The following is an 18,648-nucleotide window of genomic DNA, read 5'->3' on the forward strand; positions in this document are numbered from 1 at the left end:
CAGTGAAAGCAATGATATTTGCCGCCGGACTGGGTACTCGCCTTCGTCCGCTGACAGACCACACACCCAAAGCACTCGTCTCCGTAGCCGGAAAGCCGATGTTGGAACGAGTGATTCTACGACTGAAAGATGCCGGATTCAATGATATTACAGTCAATATCCACCATTTCGGAGAACAGATTATCGAGTTTCTTCGTGCCAATAATGATTTCGGCATCACTATCCACATCAGTGACGAACGGGATATGTTGCTCGACACCGGTGGAGGGATAAAGAAAGCACGTCCTTTCTTGGAAAGCAACGAACCGTTTTTAGTGCACAATGCCGACATCCTCTCAGATATAAATCTCACAGAGTTATACAGACATCACCAAAAAAGCAATGCGGAAGCTACACTGCTCGTCAGCCAACGGCAGACCTCCCGCTACCTGCTGCTGGATGATACCAACCACCTGCATGGCTGGATAAACAAGTCCACAGGTGAAACCAAACCGGAAGGCCTCATTTTCCAAGAAGGACAGTACAAGGAAATGGCTTTCGGTGGTATCCATGTCATATCCCCTTCCCTTTTTCACTATATGGAAAACGGTGAATGGACCGGAAAATTCTCCATTATCCCCTTCTATCTGTCTGTCTGCGAAACAGCTCGCATACAGGGTTATCCGTTGCAAGACTGCCGGTGGTTCGACATCGGCAAACCGGAAACGCTGGCAAAAGCCGAAAAATATTATTCGTCAGACCAATAAATATCTTCTTCTTTTTATTAAGCCAATGCCAATATCAGAAGTTGCGCAGTCAGCACCCGTAGAAACATAGCTAGCGGATAAACCGTAGCATATCCTACAGCAGGTGCATCACACGAAGTCAGTTCCGAAGAATAAGCCAGTGCCGGCGGATTGGTATTCGTTCCTGAAAGTACGCCTATCAGTGTATAGTAGTTCAGCTTCCAGACATAGCGTCCTATCAGTCCGCCCACCAGCAACGGGACTATCGTTATAATCGCACCGTATGCTATCCATACATAGCCACCCTCGTGAATAATGGTATCTACGAAGCCTTTACCCGCTCCCAATCCCACACATGCAAGGAAGAGGGAGATACCTATTTCACGTATCATCAGATTAGCACTCATGGTGGTATACGTTATCAGTTTATACTGAGGGCCGAAACGACTGATAAGTATGGATACAATCAGCGGACCGCCTGCAAGTCCCAATTTGACCGGTTGCGGAATACCTGGAAACATGAAAGGCAGACTTCCCAAAAGACATCCCAATGCTATGCCTAGAAAGATAGGGATTAAGTTCGGATGGTTCAGACGTTTCAAAGAATTACCCAATACTTTTTCTGCATGACTGACTGCCAGTTCACTACCTACAATCGTCACCCGGTCACCCATTTGCAATTGCAAATGAGGAGTTGCCACCAAGTCCACTCCCGAACGATTTATACGGGTGATACTTGCACCGAAGTTATTGCGGATTTTCAACTGCGCTAACGATTTTCCATTCAGTTCCGGTTTGGTAATTAAGATACGGCGAGAAATCAGTTTTTTGTCTACCTGCTCCCACTCCACACTAATCTGCCTACCAAAAAAAGCGATAATAGCTTCCATATCTTTCGGGTTGGAGATGAACAGGATTTGATCTTGCATATGCAGTACCGTATCAGCATTCACCAGTTCCACCTCGCTTCCGGAGGCATGGTGACGTATACGCGAAATGACAAATGCTCGGTTCAGCAACGGCTTTATATCCCTTATTGCCTTGCCGCCTACCGCTTCGTTACGTATTTCTACGGAAACAGGACGAACGGTCAGTTCCTGTAAATGTCCCAATCCCTGTTCAGCTTCTGCTTCTTCTTTTCGAGTATTGACATGAAGCAAATATTTCAATGCCAGCAATGCCAAAATACATCCGATAACACCCAAAGGATATGCCACAGCATACCCCAATGCGATCTCCGGGGCATCAATTCCATTTAAGTCGCTGTTGGCCTGTTGTGCAGCGCCTAATCCCGGAGTATTGGTTACTGCTCCGGACAAGATGCCAACCATAGTAGTGATAGGTATTCCCGTTACCAAATGAAGTATCACGGTAATCAAAACACTGATAAATACAACCAATACTGCCAGTACGTTCAGCGTAAATCCCCCTTTCTTAAAAGCAGAGAAGAATCCGGGACCTACTTGCAGACCGATGGAATATACAAACAGAATTAATCCGAACTCTTTCAGGAAGTGGAGTAAGTGTTCATCCAGATTTAGGTTGAAATGTCCGAATACAATACCTACGAACAATATCCAAGTGACGCCCAGGGATATTCCGGCAACTTTTATCTTGCCAAGCATAATGCCGAACGCAATGACAAGCGACAAAATAAGTACGGAGTGTGCCACTCCGCCACCCCACAGATTGGGGTATCCTTCAAAGAGGTTTCTCAATAATTCCATAGTTTCAACGTATATATAATAAGGTAATCAGTAATCAAGTAAAAAAGTACCCCCACAGAAATCACTTCTCCGGGGATACCAACTTTCACACATTAAAAATAACTATTTATAAAGGCATATTACCGTGTTTTTTCGGCGGGTTGCTCTGATTCTTGTTGTGAGCCATTTCCAATGCCTGCACCAGCTTATAGCGGGTACTACGAGGCATGATTATTTCATCTATGAAGCCACGTTCGGCAGCACGATAAGGATTGGAGAACTTCTCCTCATATTCCTTGATAATCTCTTTTTTCTCTTCGGAAGAAGACTTTCTGTACAAGATATTCACAGCTCCTTCCGCACCCATTACAGCAATCTCTGCTTGCGGATAGGCAAGATTCACATCGGCTCCGGTAGGCTTGCTGGACATCACGATATACGCACCACCATAGGCCTTACGGGTTATCAGCGTTATCTTGGGTACGGTAGCCTCTGCATACGCATAGACAATCTTAGCTCCATGACGGATAATGCCATTATGCTCCTGTACCGTACCGGGCAAGAATCCCGGAACATCCTCAAACGTTATCAGTGGAATATTGAAGCAATCGCAGAAGCGTATAAAGCGGGCTGCCTTGTCCGAGGCATCAATGTCAAGTACACCGGCCAGATAAGCCGGCTGATTGGCTACAATACCCACCGAACGTCCGTTCAGTCGTCCGAAGCCCACTACCACGTTCTTGGCAAAATGAGTCATCACCTCAAAGAAATACTGGTTATCCAGTACTGGTTCGATGATATCCTTGATGTCATAAGGCATGTTCGGGTCTTCCGGTATAATGGTCTGCAACGCTTCTGTCTGGCGATGAATATCATCTGTGCAAGCCACAAACGGAGCATCTTCCATATTATTGGACGGCAGGAAACTCAACAGTTCACGGATACTCATCAGCGTCTCCTCTTCCGTATTACACATAAAGTGGGTAACACCGCTCTTGCTGCTATGCGTATAAGCGCCGCCCAGTTCTTCCTTGTCTACTTCTTCATGCGTAACGGTTTTTACCACGTCAGGACCCGTGATGAACATATGGCTCTGTTCCTTCACCATGAAAATAAAGTCCGTCAGCGCCGGCGAATAACAAGCGCCACCGGCACAAGGCCCCAGAATAGCCGAAATCTGCGGAATAACACCCGAAGCTATCGTATTCTGATAGAAAATGGAAGCATATCCTGCCAGACTGCTCACACCCTCTTGTATGCGTGCACCGCCGGAGTCGTTCAAGGCAATGACAGGAGCGCCATTTTTCAATGCCAACTGCTGCACTTTTACAATCTTGGCTGCATTCGTCTCGCTCAACGAACCGCCATGCGCCGTAAAGTCATAAGCATAGACAAACACCTGCCGTCCGTCAATCTTACCGTAACCGGTCACCATTCCGTCGCCTGCCATCTGCTTCTTCTCCATGCCGAAATTCGTACAACGGTGGGTAACCAACTTATCCAATTCATTGAAAGTACCCTTATCGAGCAGCATATCAATGCGTTCGCGCGCCGTCATACGTCCGGCGGCATGTTGCGTTTCTATCTTGTCTACGCCGCCACCCAATGAGGCGCGTTTATCCAATTCCTCAAAACGTTCGTATATCTCTTCTCTGTTCATGGTTATTCTTCTTTAATAAGTTCCAATTCTACCAATACCTGATTCGCATTTACCGGCTCACCTTCGTTCACCAATATATTTTTCACGATGCAGTCCGCATTTACCTTGTAGTTGCTCTGCATCTTCATGGCTTCCAATACTACGGCAATGTCTCCGGCAGCCAGACGTTCTCCTTCTTTCACAGGAATACTCACAACCTTGCCCGGCATCGGGGCGATAATCTTGTCACCCTGCTTTTCGTCCGCTCCTTTCTTCATGTGCAGATACTTGGTCTGCGTATCTACAATATCCACATGATACGAGCGATAGAACATGCTCACGTCATAGATCTTTCCGCCTTCTCCGCGCACCAGTCCCGCATTGAACGAGTTCCCGTCGTGCAGAATGGAACAGCTTCCGTTTTCCGCCATCACAATATCCACTTCATACGGCTTCCCGTCAATGGTAAGCAGCACTTTATTTCCCTCTTTACTGACCAGCGTAACATCCGCCACGCGGTCTCCAATATGTATTTCCATAAATAATATCCTTTAAATTCTCAGCACTCCCTTCTGCAATCCGAACTCACGCCAACGGCTTATAGGACGTCCGTCGGGCAACTGTGTCGAAGCATTTTCTTCCAGGTTTACCAAATAATCCATATAAGCCGCAATCATAGCGACATTCTCTATCTCTTCGTTGCTGCCGTTGGAACGCACCAGCATACGAGCGTTCTTCTCTATGAACAATGTGTTATACTCGCCCTTCACAAAATCGGGCACGTGCATAATACGTTTCAGATAGGCGAGATTCGTTTTCAGTCCGGTTATCTTATACTCGTAAAGCACACGGCGCATGCGCTCAATGGCATATTGGCGGGTGGTTGCCCATACAATCAGCTTGCCGATCATCGGGTCATAGTAAATAGGAATTTCATAACCTTCGTACACATAGCTATCGATACGTACACCGATACCGTTCGGCTCGGTCAATTGTTTGATGATGCCCGGCGAAGGCATGAAATTATTTTCCGTATCTTCGGCGCAGATACGGCACTCTATGGCATGACCACGCTGGAAGATGTCTTCCTGACGGAGATGCAGCGGTTTGTCATCGGCTACGGAAATCTGTTCTTTCACCAAATCCACACCTACCACTTCTTCCGTAATAGGATGCTCCACCTGCAAACGTGTATTCATTTCAAGAAAGTAGAAGTTCCTGTTCTTATCTACCAGGAACTCAATAGTACCCGCACCGGAGTAGTTTACGGCTTTAGCGGCGGCAACGGCCTTCTCTCCCATCTCCCTGCGCAGTTCGGGCGTAAGGAAAGGTGACGGGCTTTCTTCCACAATTTTCTGGTGACGGCGTTGCACCGAACACTCACGGTCGAAAAGATGAATCACATTGCCATGATTATCGCCCAATATCTGGAACTCTATATGATGCGGTTCTTCTACAAACTTCTCCAGGTACACAGTGTCGTCACCAAATGAGGACATGGACTCCGAACGTGCCGTATTATATGCTTCCACCACTTCTTCTCCACTGTGGATAAGGCGCATACCCTTACCGCCACCGCCCATGGATGCCTTCAGCATCACCGGGTAACCTATCTCGTTACAGATGCGTACGGCCTCTTCAGCACTCTGCAAGGGTTGTTCCGTACCCGGCACTACCGGCACTCCGGCTACAATCATCCGTTTGCGGGCAGCTATCTTATCACCCATAGCTTCCATGGTTTCGGCAGAAGGGCCGATGAAGATAATACCCTCTTCCTTGCAGCGGCGGGCAAACTCTGCATTCTCCGACAAAAAGCCGTAACCCGGATGAATGGCATCCGCACCGCAATGCTTTGCTACGGCAATAACTTTCTCTATGTTCAGATAACTCTCTTTTGCCGCAGCCGCTCCTATCGGATAGGCTTCATCGGCATACGCTACATGATGCGAAGCACGGTCGGCTTCGGAAAATATAGCTACGGTCAGTATCCCCATTTCCTTGCAGGAGCGCATTACGCGCAGGGCAATCTCACCTCTGTTCGCTATCAATACTTTCTTTATCATTTTCTTTTGATTTATTTATATAAGGAATATTTCCGGCTGCTAATTGTTTCAAACAAGCACTACATAAGCAATCCGGATAGGTTTCTTTCAGATACGCGTATTGCTCCGGATTCAACCGGACAGACGCACAATGGCACTGTAATATATCGTCGTGCATGCACTCAAATGTTGCACCACAACGAGGACATACCTTTTTCATAGGCATCTCTCATTCCATTAATCAAAACGTTAACTTTGGCTTCGTACTATCTTCCTATCCCACGAGTAAAGACAGACTTTAATGAATGGCAGGTCTTCTGACTGACTCCTTGTCTTGATGCCTTCCCGATATATAAACACATATCAGTGGCAAAGGTTCTTATCAAGACTTCATATGACGGAGCTTCACAGCAGCGGGACTGTCCGGGATTTACACCCGATTCCCTTTTAATCCAGATGGCAGATACGTCCACCCGAAACCGATTCGGGGGCAAAGATAAAGGAAAATCTAAATTAATTAGGAATAAAAGACAAAATAATGTATAAAAGTCTTTATCTTTGTCCCCGGAATTGGCAATCGGGAAGGCATATCCGCCTACCGATGTAAGGGAATCCGGTGCAAAACCGGAGCTGTACCTGCAGCTGTAATCCTCTATAAAAGATGTTTGTATCTACAAAAGCCACTGTCGCAGCAATGCGGTGGGAAGGCAATACAAGCAGAGGAGAGCCAGAATACCTACCAACATCCACAACTTGAGCACTGAACTTCCAGGATTAGAAGCGATGTCCCCCATACTGATATAATAGGACTCCTATTTTACTCTTTCGGGCCATTACTCTTTGTGTGTAGAAGCAACGTGCCGTGATATATTTATTTATATAAATAAAATCGGTAAGTAATGAAATGCAAGTATTTATTCGGAGTCGTATTCTTATATACGATGCACTCCGCCACAGCACAAAGCATTCTCGAAAACAAAAGTGAAAAGGAACTTTCTCTTATGTTGCAGGAAGTAGTGGTAACCGGCACCGGAACGGAACATTATCTGAAAGACGCCCCTGTACAAACGGAAGTTATCAATCGAAAGACACTGGACAGCTACGGCGGCACCTCTCTTGAAGAAATACTTACCGGACTTTGTCCCTCATTCGACTTCAACACCAGTGATATGGGCTCGAACATGCAGTTGGGCGGACTGGGCAACGGCTATGTGCTGCTGCTTATAGACGGAAAGAAAGTGCATGGAGACGTAGGCGGACAAAATAACCTCGGACTGATAGATCCCTCACGCATCGAACGCATCGAGATTGTGAAAGGTGCTTCGTCAGCGCTCTACGGAAGCGACGCGATGGCAGGCGTAGTCAACATTATAACCAAAAAACACCGCGATGACATTCTCATCAAGAATACTACCCGCGGCGGCTCTTATGGTGAAATCCGCCAGTCCAATACCATTCAATTCAAGTTCGGGAAGTGGACTTCTTCAACAAATTTCCAGTTGAAACACTCAGACGGCTGGCAGAATACGATGAACGAAGATCCTAACCGCTATGAGTATCCCGTTACAAACTCCATTAACAAGACAGTAAATCGCTATACCGACTGGCAAGTATCCCAACGCTTTGACTATCAGCTTTCCAAAGCTATCAGCCTTTATGCAGACGGTGACTTCTATCGCAAACGCATATATCGCCCTTGCGGGATACCCGATTACAAGACTTATGATTTCTTATATCGTAATGCCTCGGTGTCGACAGGCGGTAAACTCAAACTGAAAAACAGTAACAGTATCATGCTGGACATTCATTATGACAGCCATGCCTATTATTACGCCTATACCCGCGAAACCTGGGATAAGGAGTTCGACAACAACGGCAAGGAAATCAGTTTTCCCTACTTTGCCGGAGACAAAGGTTTGCAAAGCAATCAGAGTCGCCTGCTCATCCAAGCGAAAGGAGTGTTCAACCTTCCGTATTTCAATCGGCTAAGTGTAGGTAGCGACACCGAAATAAACTGGCTGGACGCTCCCCGACGGTTGGACGAGGAGAATGTGTCGGACTACACGACTTCCGTTTATGCCCAAGACGAGTGGTCGCCTATCAACCGGTTTAATATTACGGCAGGAGCACGGTTAACCGTCAATAAAAACTTTGGAACCCGACTGACTCCCAAGGTTTCCGCGCTCTACAAATTGGGCGACTTTAATCTGCGTGCCACCTACTCCGAGGGATTTAAGACTCCTACCCTGAAAGAGTTGCATTACCGCTACATCCGCCAAATGTCTCTCGTTATACTGAATTTAGGGAATAGAGACCTGGAGCCACAGACCAGCCGTTATGTATCCGGAGGCATCGAATATAACGGCAAGAAATTCAGTATCAGCGCCACCGGTTACTGCAACTGGCTGGAGAATATGATAACGCTTATCACTATCCCTACATCCCAGGCTCCGGGTGACCTTGTCATCACCTACGATCCTGCACGGGTACGGCAATACCAAAATATGGATGATGCACACACATACGGTGCAGATGTGAATGTGAAATGGATGCCCGGAAGGTCACTCATTTTTACGGGTGGTTACAGCTATCTGGACACCAAAGCCAATCAATATGACGAAGAAGACGAAGTAATGAAGCACGTAATAATCGACGGCATGGCTCATCATCGCGCCACAATAGGCGCCACGTGGTCGCATGACTGGAAAAGAAGGAGCTATCGTCTCGGTCTTGGCGTATACGGACGCATCCAAAGCAAACGATACTATCAGGACGACGGAGACGGAAAAGGCTACAACACATGGCGGCTCAACACCCGTCATCAATTCAGTCTGGGACATCGGTGGGATGCAGAAATCAACGCAGGTATCGACAACCTATTCAACTATTACGAGACTACCTATCATGGCCTGCATTATGGTACCACCACCGCCGGACGAACATTTTATGCATCGTTGATGATACAATTCGGACAGAAAAAGACAAAGAAGTAAACAACAACTATAAACATTAATATTAACCTTTTAAAAAAGTTAGAACATGAAACAATTCAAACTAATGATGATGGCAGCGGTCGCTGCTTTGATGTCTTTCTCCGCAGTATCCTGCTCGGACGATGACGATGTGGCACAATCCAACCACGACAAAAAGATGGATGCAGTAAGCGCTGAGGTAAAGGCAAACAAGAAACATGACACAGCCTTGCTGCTCGTTACCTTCGGAAGTACCTGGGATGCACCGCAGGAAACCTTCAAAAGCATGAAGAAGCAGTTTGCCGACAAGTTTAACAACATGGACGTATACTTTTCCTTCACTTCCGAAATCTGTATGACACGTTGCGCTGCAAAGGGCTGGAACTATTACGCTCCTTCTTTCTATCTGGAAGCTATCGGCCTTGCCGGATACAAAACCGTTTGCGTACAGTCGCTCCATGTCATTCCGGGTGAAGAATTTCTACGTGTTCAAAGCGTAGTAAAAGACTTCCACAACAGTGGCGATCACCCCGAATTTGAAGACGTAAAAGTCTATCTTGCCGGTCCGTTACTGGAATCGGAAGAGGATGTAGAGACAGTAGCAACTATCTTGAACAATACCTATAAAGACAAAGTTGCAGCCGGCAAACTCGTCACTTTCATGGGACACGGCAATCCTGAAGGCTGGAACTACGGCAACGGTAACTCACGTTATACTATGCTGGAAAATGAGTTGCAAAAACTCAACAAGAACTACTTTGTAGCTACCGTCGATATGGAAGACAATTTTGTAGACAATATGATTGCACGTATGCAGACTGCCGGTAAAACGTCCGGTGATGTTATCTGTCATCCATTGATGTCCATAGCCGGCGACCATGCCAACAATGATATGAAAGGCGGTACAAGCGAAACTGCTCCCGAAGAAGGAAGCTGGCGCTACGAACTTACTAAAGCCGGATATACCTGTCCGCTTGCCAACTGCGACATCAAGGGATTAGGAGACTATACGGACATAGTAAAAGTATGGATCAGTCATATGGAAACTGCATTGAAGAACGATCCGATGTACGATCCGAATGCTGAAGAATAATCAGCATCTATTCCCTATAATAAATAAGCGGCACATATTCCGATTTCATTCGGATATGTGCCGCTTATTAAGGTCAGGCTTTTTTAACTAAAGAGAGAATACGTTGCCTTACCGCCAAAAGCGATAAGTAATATCATTCATTTTTCCATTATCAATGCGATATAACCGCTGGTTGGTTTGCTCCGACTTCAAGCCGCCCAGATTTTCCACATAGGGCCCCAACTTGATGTACTGGAAATACCGCATGTCAAATCCTGCCGGTAAATCCTGCCTGCCGGAATACCATCCCACCTTCACCGAAGCGGCAGAACGGCAACGAAGGAACTCCGCCAACCGTCCCACTTCATCCGGCGCGGCATCTCCACCCATAAAGCAGACGCAGGTCACCGCTTTTCCGTACCTGTCGAGAAGTCCTGAAAGGCTTTCTTCCGTCAACGGCTCTCCTACATTTCCCATCAGATAAGGACTGTGACATCCCTTGCATCCGTTGGGACAGTTGGAAAGGTTAATAGCGAGCGTCACCTCATCCGGTATCTCCTGAAAAACAATGTCATAATCAGCATACCGGAGCATAATACCTGCGGGCGGCCTCCTGTTGCCGGGGTTGAGAGAAGTTGCTGACACGCTTCATATAGCCGATAATACGGGTGAGATAATCCACATTCTTACTGTGGCAAACGGGACACTCTTTCAGGTAACGTTTGTCTATATGGTTGCAGTCATTGCAAATGGTATTCGGAATATTGAATGTAAAGTAGTTACATCCCTCAGTGGCAGCCACACGAAGTAGCTGGCGGTATTGCTCCTTGCTCAAATGTTCTTCCATATTCATGTGCAGAGCCGAACCGCCCGTAAGATGCTCAATATAGCGATGTCCGTGCAGGCGGAACTTATCCACAACGTTCAACGACGTATCTTCAACAATATAGAAGTAGCTGTTGTAGCAATCGCGGAAAGTCTGGAAACCGGCTTCCCTATCCCACTTGGCATGCTTCACACCGACGTTTTCAGCAGGTATCATTTCACAGTTGAAGAGCAAGTCTTTGGTGCGGTACTTCTTGTTGTACTTCTCTACAATGCCCAGTATTTCCTGAACAAATTCTTCATACTTCGGGTTGTCGTTAATCTCTATGCCCATAAACTGCGCCGCTTCCACCAGCCCGTTTACGCCGATAGTAAGATATTGGCGTCCCAGGTTGATATAGCCTGCGTCGAACAGAGGCAACATACCTTTGCTTTGAAGCTGTTTCAAATTCTCGTTGTAGGCCATTTGCACTTTATGCACTAGGTCTACCACTTCTTCAAGGAAGAAGTGGTACAGCATACCGGACTTCACCGCATGTTGTATGCAACGGTTCAGATTGATTGTCAACACACTCTTTGAACCGGTAGACACACCGCCCGCTCCCAAAGTATAACTAAAACCGTTGTCCTGTATCTCATTGCGCAAGCGGCAGCAGCTACTCAAAGAGTCGGCATTGTCGCTCATATAGGTAAAGAACGAATGTCCTTCGGCATACATCTCGGCTGTGAAATCACCGTATTCCTTATCCAACACGTCACCGTCCTTGGTCAGCAGTGCCATAGTCTCCACCGGGAAAGTAAGCACAGTCTTGGTACGTTCCTTATTGAACCATTTCATAAAACGCTTTTGCAGCCAGCTCAATGACTCCCAGTCGGGCTTGCTTCCGTCGGGAAAGACGAAGTGTTCGAAAAGGCTGTTGAAGTAATACTTGTCATAATAGGCCACGTTCCAGAATACCGCCTGGAAGTTCCTTGCTCCCGTAGGCTGGTTGATGGAATAAACCACTTGCTCGAAGCAATCCGTAATCACCTTGTCTATGGTCCGCTGTTTGGTGGAAAGGTCTACTATCTTGTCGGAATGCAGATAGTAGTCTTCGCCAAACTCCTTGCCGACAAAATGGTTCATATACATCAGGAACTCCGGCGTGGCACAAGCACCGCTCAACATACTGGACACGATAAACACCATATTGATAAATCCGCCGCAGAAAGACTTCAAGTTGGTAGGCGCGGTGGAATTGCCGCCTATAGAAGTCGTTCCGCCTATCAGCCAGGGATACATGGTGATGCTGGCGCAATAATTGGCAAGACTTGTTTCGTCATTCTTATAGATATAGTGATGATTCAGTAGTTCCAGATACCTGTCGGACACTTCTTTGCCATACATATCTTTCAGGCGGTCGGTCAGCAGACGGCGGTTCAGACGAATAAAATTGGCTTTCGGTAATTCGCCTATCAGTGTAGCAACATTCTTATTCTCCACATTGGCGTTGGCATCATACTTGCTGCCTGTAGCCGGATTGGAAGCATCGCAATAATCCAGCAGAAAACGGAGTTTGTCGCGCACTTCGCGGTCTTCCAGATGCTTCTGCCGATACAGCATAAACGATTTTGCCACTGCATAATAATGCTCTGCCATGAGAGCAACTTCCACTTGATTCTGAATATCTTCCACACTTGTTTCGTCACTGACGCTCACCCGGCTAAGAATATTGGTGATAACATCCTGAGTAGCAAAACTCCCTACTGATAAAAATGCCTTGCTGATTGCATTTTTGATTTTGTCAAGCGAAAACATCTCTTTCTTGCCGTCCCTCTTGACGATAAAAGTCTCTGAATTAATCATGTCTATAATTTAAGATTTAAATGATAACCAACGATTATTCACACAAAACAATGCACAGAATAGTAAGGAATAAAATGAATCTTCAACGGACTCGTTCTATAGCTTTTCACCCGAAAGCACTGAATGAATGATTATGAACGATGGCAGGTCTTCTGACTCGCTTCTGCTGCAACGCCTTCCCGGTCTTGTATTTTACATAACCAGTGGCTATGGAGTGTTGCAACATTTCCCTCATGAAAGGGACAAAACTTACAGCTACGGGGATAGTTCCTGACTTGCACAGGATTCCCTTTTAATTCCTCGTCACGCCAAGATGATTCGGAAACCATATTCGCTGACAAAGATAGAAAGAAATTCGGCAACGCAATGAAAATTCCAAGGAAAAAAATGGCAAATCCATAAGATGAAAGAATCCGTCTCATGAGCTAAAAAAAGTCATCCCGTGAGATGAAATAAACCATCTCACAGGATGAAAATATTCATCTCACGAGACAAAATAAACCGTCCCGCAAGATGATTTTTTTATTATTTGCGCCTTTTACAGCTACGCTTTATATATCTCATCCCCAGCCATATTCCGGTAAAGGAAAAAGCAGCTCCCACTATGCAAACCAGCCAAATTGCAATAGTCCATAATACAGGGCGTTCTATCAACCATTGTATATTCAGATAGTGAATACCGCTGAACAACCACTTCCTCACAATTTTATTATGGTTCAGGAAACGAACGTATCCCGTCTCCGGACTGATATAATAAAGTGTTTTGTCCCCATCGTCCACTTCCACCTTATACACAGGCAAAGGGAGCGAATTATCACGGTCGAGGTAATAATTGTCGTAATGCTCCATTAGCGAAATATGGAACTGTACGCTGTCTCCATGAAGGCGTTTCATCCCTCCTATAATAGTAGTTTCCGGGATGAACAACTCACGCACTTCCTCTGTGGAAGCATCTATCAAGCGTTCGTTTTCCCCTTCTATTATGGTATAGACAGGAATCTCTCCATAATGAGTCCACGCCACTTCTTTCAGTTCCGGATAGGTTTCTTTCAGCTTACGGTAATCCAGTTGATAGGCTTCAACAGCCAGAGGTTTCTTACCCCACATCTTGGAATAACTGAAGAAATAATCTCCCTTCATTGGTATCATCCACCTCGGAACCCTCTGCATGGAGAAAACTCCACTGACACTCCATGCAATCAGAGCTATGCCAAACACAAGACCTATCAGATAATGCCAGCGATACCAAAATCTTTTATACGGAACTTCCCATTGTCTTTTCTTTTTATACCGTTTCAACAACAAATATATTCCAAGATAAAACCCAGTAAGAGAAGCTATCAGGCACAGAAATCCACCTACGGTAAGACTCGTCTGCCAGATAGAAACATCTTTCCTGATAAAAGGAAGATAAAACTTATGCGGAATAGCTCCCATCCACGCCCAGAAACGCCCGGAAGCATCCGTCAGTTGTTGCACTTCTCCCGTACGTTTAGCGACAAACAATTCATGCTTTTCCGCATCATCAAAGTAGAAACGGTAAATAGGAAGTTCACGCTCATAACGGCTATATAGAATCCATTGTGTACGTTCATAGAGCGTATCTACACGCCGGATAGGAGCATCCACCCACTTCCGGGCAATCTGTTCTATCGTAGCGTACGTCACCGACTTTACTTGTTGCAGGGTATCTGCACACAAAAGCCAGGTAGTGTCTTTTGTTTTCAACTCCACAAGCGTCTGTCCCTGAAACTGACGGACACGTATGTTTTTGACAGCACCGGGAATACGTTCCGTATACTCCTGTATGCAAGGCAGGGAATCGGGCAATGTCTCTTTCATCGCATAAACCTCACTGTCCGACAAACGGGGATATGGATGATAAATCAAGATAAGTCCCGATACGAACCACATAAAAAAGAACAATGCTATAACTGTTCCGAAAATGCGGTGAATGGAGAAGGTATATCTATTTATTCTCTTCATAAATACTGATATTTACAGACTGACAAACTTATAATAAGACAAAACCGGAACAGCGGGCATCTTACAATCCCCTTTGTCCCGGCTGTCTTTACAATTGCCAAATGATTAGTATTTAATCTGCAATATATACAATACGGCTAAAGTCGTAACCTTCCTGGATAGTGATTCCCTTCTTCATATTACCACTTTTGATGTCATATACATATACACACGGAGCAGAATGTTCAGGATTGACACCGATATATGCCTTTCCATTTAAGATAAACGAACGTTGAGAGAAAGTACCGCTGCTATAAGGCAATTTCTTGCCATCACAAGTCAATTCCGTCACCTCATCTGTAGTCAAATCAAGCAAGGCATAATAACAGTTATAAGCGTTACCCCAGTTCTTATCCTTTTCATATTTGGAATTATCATCACCACAACCCGTAAATTTAGGATCTTGTATGTAAATCAATGCCTTGTTGTTTCCCAGATAATCTACGGTTACCAGCTTGCCCTGATCAGCCTCTTTATTCGCATTCTTATGAAAGCCGGTATAAGACTTGTCAAATTCCGTTTCTCCTTTATTTATGCGGAGCAAACGACCATATTGACAAGTGCTTGCTTCCGAATTCGGAATGCGGCTATTACAAGCAATATAAAGGTTTTCGTTGTTATCAAAGAACATCTTATTTTGTAGCAATTCACCATAGGCAGTACCTGCCATTTGCTCTGCACGCTCTTCCTTCACATATTTTTCAACCTTCATGGTAGCTACATCAATAAACGCTACATAGAAGCCGGTATCGTCACTTTTGTCTTGAAAAGCATAGATAATCTTATTATCCGATTTACGATATCGTGCCAAACCGGAAGTACTGTATTTTTTAATCCCGGTAAGTTCGGCCAATCCCAAATCGCCTTCTCCCTCAATCTTCATCGTACCGGCATTGATTTTAGTCCAAAGGACCTCATTGGCAGAACCGTTGGCAGCTATTATCACGAAAGAATCATCGTTCAGCCAAGCAAATGAATAACGGCGATCTTTATAGGTATTCGTTTTGAAAGCCTGTTCGGCAACTGTTGAAATAGCCACATTTGAAATCTGATATTTGCCGAAACGGTCTTTTTCCTTCGGGATCTGATAATAATATTGTCCCTTAATAAGGGATTCCTGATAGAGTTTAGATGTTACATCACAACCAGAATTCCTAAAGTTAATAGTTTCGTCACCTTCAAGGGAATTGACACTTTTTACCAGCAATGCCTCATCTGATCCCATACCACTGGAACCAAGCGAAACCCAAATATCATAATGCACCTTATCAATTGTTTCGCCACCGATATCTCCGGAGTTATCATCGTCATCACTACAAGCACTGAAAGACATGGTTGTCATGACAGCGGCAAATGCCCATACTAAGAATTTAATTTTTTTCATTTCCTTTTTTATTTGAATGATTAATGAATGAATATTCTGAACTTACACAAGAAAGAGCGTCCAGGTTTCTGGAGCATATAATTATCATATATTTTACTGTCAAAAAGGTTATTGCACTCCAACGTTACATTATATCTTTCCTTATGCCATGAGTAGGTCAAAGTAGCGATATGCTGGTGCTGTGTCGGGATTTTAGACTTACTATCTAACGAACCATACCCTTCCCATGTCAAGTAAAACCAATGAACGTATTGATATAAATAGCCGAAACGTACTTTATCATTTCTTTGGAAAAGATTCCTTTGCGTCAGAGTCAGTTCGGTGTTACTAAACAGCCACGGTCTGTTAGGTATCTTATTCTTATAGGTCACAGAAGGTTTCCCGTCTTTCTTCAACGGATTCATGTCACGCGCCTCCTGATAACTACAGTTAGTTGTTAGTTGCAATATATTATCATAAGTATAGCGCAATTCTCCTTCGGCTCCTTTCATTGTTACATTAGAGATATTGTCATACTGCATCATACCTTCTACTTCCGACACCACAGCATGTATATAATCCTCTACTTTTCGATAAAACGCATTTGCTTCGTAGTAAAGAAGATGTTTGGATGCCAAACGAATATTTCCAAAAGCACCCACATTAAAGTTATTGCTATGTTCAGGTTTTAAGGCGAGATTGGCATATATAGTTGTCCCATTTCCCAATAACTCCCTGGCTAATGGAAGGCGAACGGTATGTTCGTAGGATGCTTTCAAGGCAAAAGGTTCGCAAAAGTTATAGCGCACACCCAATCCGTAGCCCGGATTACTTTTCGTAGTGCTTCGTGGCATATTGGCTGAATTGGTTATCCAGGACAAGTCTGTCTGTTCTATCTTGACGTGATTGATATAGTCTTTCAGAAAAAAGGTATTCACCAACTTATCGTTCAAGAACGACTGATTATACGAAAGACCGACAATATGTTTTGCCAGTACATCATTCGACGGGACAAACTCATCATCAAAATCATCGTAGCGTTTGTTTCCCGTACGTGTCAGCAAATAGTTAAAATTAAGAGAGTGATGCTTATTAAAATCATAATTTAAATTGGCACGCACCACTGTAAGCGGACGTTTGTAATGACGCAATTGTTTGCCATATCCGGTTATCTCATTCCGTGCACTTTCAATATATGCTCCGTTCCAGCTATATTTACGGAAAGCAGTATCTATAGTGAGTGCATGATCCCATGTATGGGAAACAAGCGCATTCATAGCCAGTTTCTCAATCAGAAAGTCCTTTTTGCGATAACGTGCTGACATATTCCAAGCATCCTGCTGCCTCTCTGCCATACCATAAACAATGCTTTGCATAGCCCCTGTCTGTAATTCCTTGTCCACCTTCGAGTAAGAACCGGAAACATAGAAAGCATCAGCCCATTTCTTATTTTCCACTCCCACTTCTACCTGAGCCAGCACTGAAAGATAATCATCATGAAAACGCTTAGCATTAGTCAGTTGGTATTTACCTGATTCTTCATTCCACAGTTCAACATCCTTTACCTTATAATCATTTTTGGAATAATTAAAGCCGACTGTCGGTTTCAAGATAATACCTGTTTTGGGGAAATAGACTTGTGCATTCAAGTCTGCGAGATAAGTATGGAAAGAACCTACACTGAGAGAAGCATCCAAGAAGTTCTTTTTTTCTTTTTTAGTGATAATATTGATAGCACCTCCTAAAGCATCAGCGCCTAAATAAGCAGGGACAACCCCTTTATAAATTTCAATATGGTCAATTGTATTCACCGGAAAGTTGGCCAGCGAAATTTCTGTCCCCTTGGTATCCATAGGTACTCCATCCACAAAGTAACGAACTGCATTACCGGACATTCCATTCAGAGAGAGTTCAAAATCAGCCCCCAGTCCGCCTTCTGTCCGTACCTTGATACCGGTAGTACGATTGATGATATCATTCAGGTTAGTAGTAGAGTTAGCTATGGACTTTACATCAACAGCATTAACCGTATAAGCCCCTTCGCGCAACTTCTGTGTCTGGCTCTTCCCATACACAGTTACAGATTGCAAATCCACCGAATTTTCTTCCAGCTTAAAATTAAGGATTTCATTCTTGCTTACATTGATCTCTTTCTTAACGGTATTGTACCCATATAATGAAACCACAAGTTTGTGTTTACCGGATGCGACCCGCAAAGAATATTCCCCCTTGTCGTTTGAGTAAGTGCCCGTTGTGGAATTTTCAACAGCTATCATTGCTGCTGATAGAGGATGCTTGTTTGCGTCCGATATTATTCCGGAAATAATGACTGTGCCTTGTGCTGCCAGAAAATCAGAAAGCAATAATAAGGATACAAATAATAATGTACGGAATAAGTAGTTGATGTTTCTTTTGTATGCCATTCTTTAAAAT

General features: G+C 44.7%; 13 protein-coding genes and 3 riboswitches. Of the genes, 3 read left to right on the forward strand and 10 right to left on the reverse strand.

The features are described 5' to 3' along the window. Positions 1-2: 2 nt before the first annotated feature. The gene (locus KG118_RS09265) at positions 3-746 is read left to right on the forward strand and encodes a nucleotidyltransferase family protein (RefSeq protein WP_117712760.1); all 744 of its coding nucleotides are present in this window, start codon (positions 3-5) and stop codon (positions 744-746) included. A 17-nt stretch (positions 747-763) separates the two neighbouring features. On the opposite strand, the gene KG118_RS09270 is transcribed toward KG118_RS09265, so the two are convergent. The 5 genes from KG118_RS09270 to KG118_RS09290 all read right to left on the reverse strand — a co-directional run bounded on the left by KG118_RS09270 (position 764) and on the right by KG118_RS09290 (position 6,338). Next, positions 764-2,452, reverse strand: a complete 1,689-nt coding sequence (locus tag KG118_RS09270; RefSeq protein WP_117712759.1) for a putative transporter — start codon at positions 2,450-2,452, stop codon at positions 764-766. Positions 2,453-2,558: 106 nt separating this feature from the next. Then, positions 2,559-4,091, reverse strand: a complete 1,533-nt coding sequence (locus KG118_RS09275) for an acyl-CoA carboxylase subunit beta (protein WP_117712758.1) — start codon at positions 4,089-4,091, stop codon at positions 2,559-2,561. 2 nt (positions 4,092-4,093) lie between these two features. Further along, positions 4,094-4,609 carry an acetyl-CoA carboxylase biotin carboxyl carrier protein subunit gene (locus KG118_RS09280; RefSeq protein WP_117712757.1) on the reverse strand — a complete coding sequence of 172 codons (516 nt, stop codon included), beginning with the start codon at positions 4,607-4,609 and terminating at the stop codon, positions 4,094-4,096. Between the two features lie 12 nt (positions 4,610-4,621). Then, the gene (accC, locus tag KG118_RS09285; protein WP_117712756.1) at positions 4,622-6,133 is read right to left on the reverse strand and encodes an acetyl-CoA carboxylase biotin carboxylase subunit; all 1,512 of its coding nucleotides are present in this window, start codon (positions 6,131-6,133) and stop codon (positions 4,622-4,624) included. Then, entirely contained in the window at positions 6,099-6,338 is a 240-nt protein-coding gene (locus tag KG118_RS09290) for a cysteine-rich CWC family protein (RefSeq protein WP_117712755.1), read from the reverse strand. Before KG118_RS09290 ends, accC begins: the two co-directional genes overlap by 35 nt. A gap of 64 nt (positions 6,339-6,402) precedes the next feature. Next, positions 6,403-6,612, reverse strand: a riboswitch (cobalamin riboswitch). A 41-nt stretch (positions 6,613-6,653) separates the two neighbouring features. Continuing rightward, positions 6,654-6,870, forward strand: a riboswitch (cobalamin riboswitch). A gap of 141 nt (positions 6,871-7,011) precedes the next feature. Here KG118_RS09290 and KG118_RS09295 point away from each other — a divergent pair. Continuing rightward, on the forward strand, positions 7,012-9,105 hold the full coding sequence (locus KG118_RS09295) for a TonB-dependent receptor plug domain-containing protein (RefSeq protein WP_117712754.1): 2,094 nt from the start codon (positions 7,012-7,014) through the stop codon (positions 9,103-9,105). Between the two features lie 46 nt (positions 9,106-9,151). Beyond that, a complete protein-coding gene (locus tag KG118_RS09300; RefSeq protein WP_117712753.1) occupies positions 9,152-10,177 on the forward strand; it encodes a sirohydrochlorin cobaltochelatase in 1,026 nt (341 codons plus the stop codon). A gap of 108 nt (positions 10,178-10,285) precedes the next feature. On the opposite strand, the gene nrdG is transcribed toward KG118_RS09300, so the two are convergent. The 5 genes from nrdG to KG118_RS09325 all read right to left on the reverse strand — a co-directional run bounded on the left by nrdG (position 10,286) and on the right by KG118_RS09325 (position 18,638). Beyond that, positions 10,286-10,750 (reverse strand): anaerobic ribonucleoside-triphosphate reductase activating protein, encoded by a 465-nt coding sequence (gene nrdG, locus KG118_RS09305; protein ID WP_117712752.1) that lies wholly within the window; start codon positions 10,748-10,750, stop codon positions 10,286-10,288. Further along, positions 10,734-12,827 (reverse strand): anaerobic ribonucleoside-triphosphate reductase, encoded by a 2,094-nt coding sequence (nrdD, locus tag KG118_RS09310; protein WP_117712751.1) that lies wholly within the window; start codon positions 12,825-12,827, stop codon positions 10,734-10,736. The genes nrdG and nrdD overlap by 17 nt, the downstream gene beginning before the upstream one ends. A gap of 125 nt (positions 12,828-12,952) precedes the next feature. Beyond that, positions 12,953-13,172, reverse strand: a riboswitch (cobalamin riboswitch). A 180-nt stretch (positions 13,173-13,352) separates the two neighbouring features. After that, positions 13,353-14,813 carry a PepSY domain-containing protein gene (locus KG118_RS09315; RefSeq protein WP_117712750.1) on the reverse strand — a complete coding sequence of 487 codons (1,461 nt, stop codon included), beginning with the start codon at positions 14,811-14,813 and terminating at the stop codon, positions 13,353-13,355. 112 nt (positions 14,814-14,925) lie between these two features. Then, a complete protein-coding gene (locus KG118_RS09320; protein ID WP_117712749.1) occupies positions 14,926-16,236 on the reverse strand; it encodes a hypothetical protein in 1,311 nt (436 codons plus the stop codon). A 20-nt stretch (positions 16,237-16,256) separates the two neighbouring features. Then, entirely contained in the window at positions 16,257-18,638 is a 2,382-nt protein-coding gene (locus tag KG118_RS09325) for a TonB-dependent receptor (RefSeq protein WP_233514914.1), read from the reverse strand. Positions 18,639-18,648: the final 10 nt, after the last annotated feature.

Origin of the sequence: Bacteroides propionicigenes (assembly GCF_018390535.1) — a bacterium.
Taxonomy (GTDB): Bacteria; Bacteroidota; Bacteroidia; order Bacteroidales; family Bacteroidaceae; genus Bacteroides; species Bacteroides propionicigenes.

Bases quoted from the DNA above. Each gene is read 5' to 3' on its own strand.
- KG118_RS09270 (WP_117712759.1), bottom strand. From the start codon at position 2,452: ATGGAATTATTGAGAAACCTCTTTGAAGGATACCCCAATCTGTGGGGT.
- KG118_RS09275 (WP_117712758.1), bottom strand. From the start codon at position 4,091: ATGAACAGAGAAGAGATATACGAACGTTTTGAGGAATTGGATAAACGC.
- KG118_RS09280 (WP_117712757.1), bottom strand. From the start codon at position 4,609: ATGGAAATACATATTGGAGACCGCGTGGCGGATGTTACGCTGGTCAGT.
- accC (WP_117712756.1), bottom strand. From the start codon at position 6,133: ATGATAAAGAAAGTATTGATAGCGAACAGAGGTGAGATTGCCCTGCGC.
- KG118_RS09290 (WP_117712755.1), bottom strand. From the start codon at position 6,338: ATGCCTATGAAAAAGGTATGTCCTCGTTGTGGTGCAACATTTGAGTGC.
- KG118_RS09295 (WP_117712754.1), top strand. From the start codon at position 7,012: ATGAAATGCAAGTATTTATTCGGAGTCGTATTCTTATATACGATGCAC.
- KG118_RS09300 (WP_117712753.1), top strand. From the start codon at position 9,152: ATGAAACAATTCAAACTAATGATGATGGCAGCGGTCGCTGCTTTGATG.
- nrdG (WP_117712752.1), bottom strand. From the start codon at position 10,750: ATGCTCCGGTATGCTGATTATGACATTGTTTTTCAGGAGATACCGGAT.
- nrdD (WP_117712751.1), bottom strand. From the start codon at position 12,827: ATGATTAATTCAGAGACTTTTATCGTCAAGAGGGACGGCAAGAAAGAG.
- KG118_RS09315 (WP_117712750.1), bottom strand. From the start codon at position 14,813: ATGAAGAGAATAAATAGATATACCTTCTCCATTCACCGCATTTTCGGA.
- KG118_RS09320 (WP_117712749.1), bottom strand. From the start codon at position 16,236: ATGAAAAAAATTAAATTCTTAGTATGGGCATTTGCCGCTGTCATGACA.
- KG118_RS09325 (WP_233514914.1), bottom strand. From the start codon at position 18,638: ATGGCATACAAAAGAAACATCAACTACTTATTCCGTACATTATTATTT.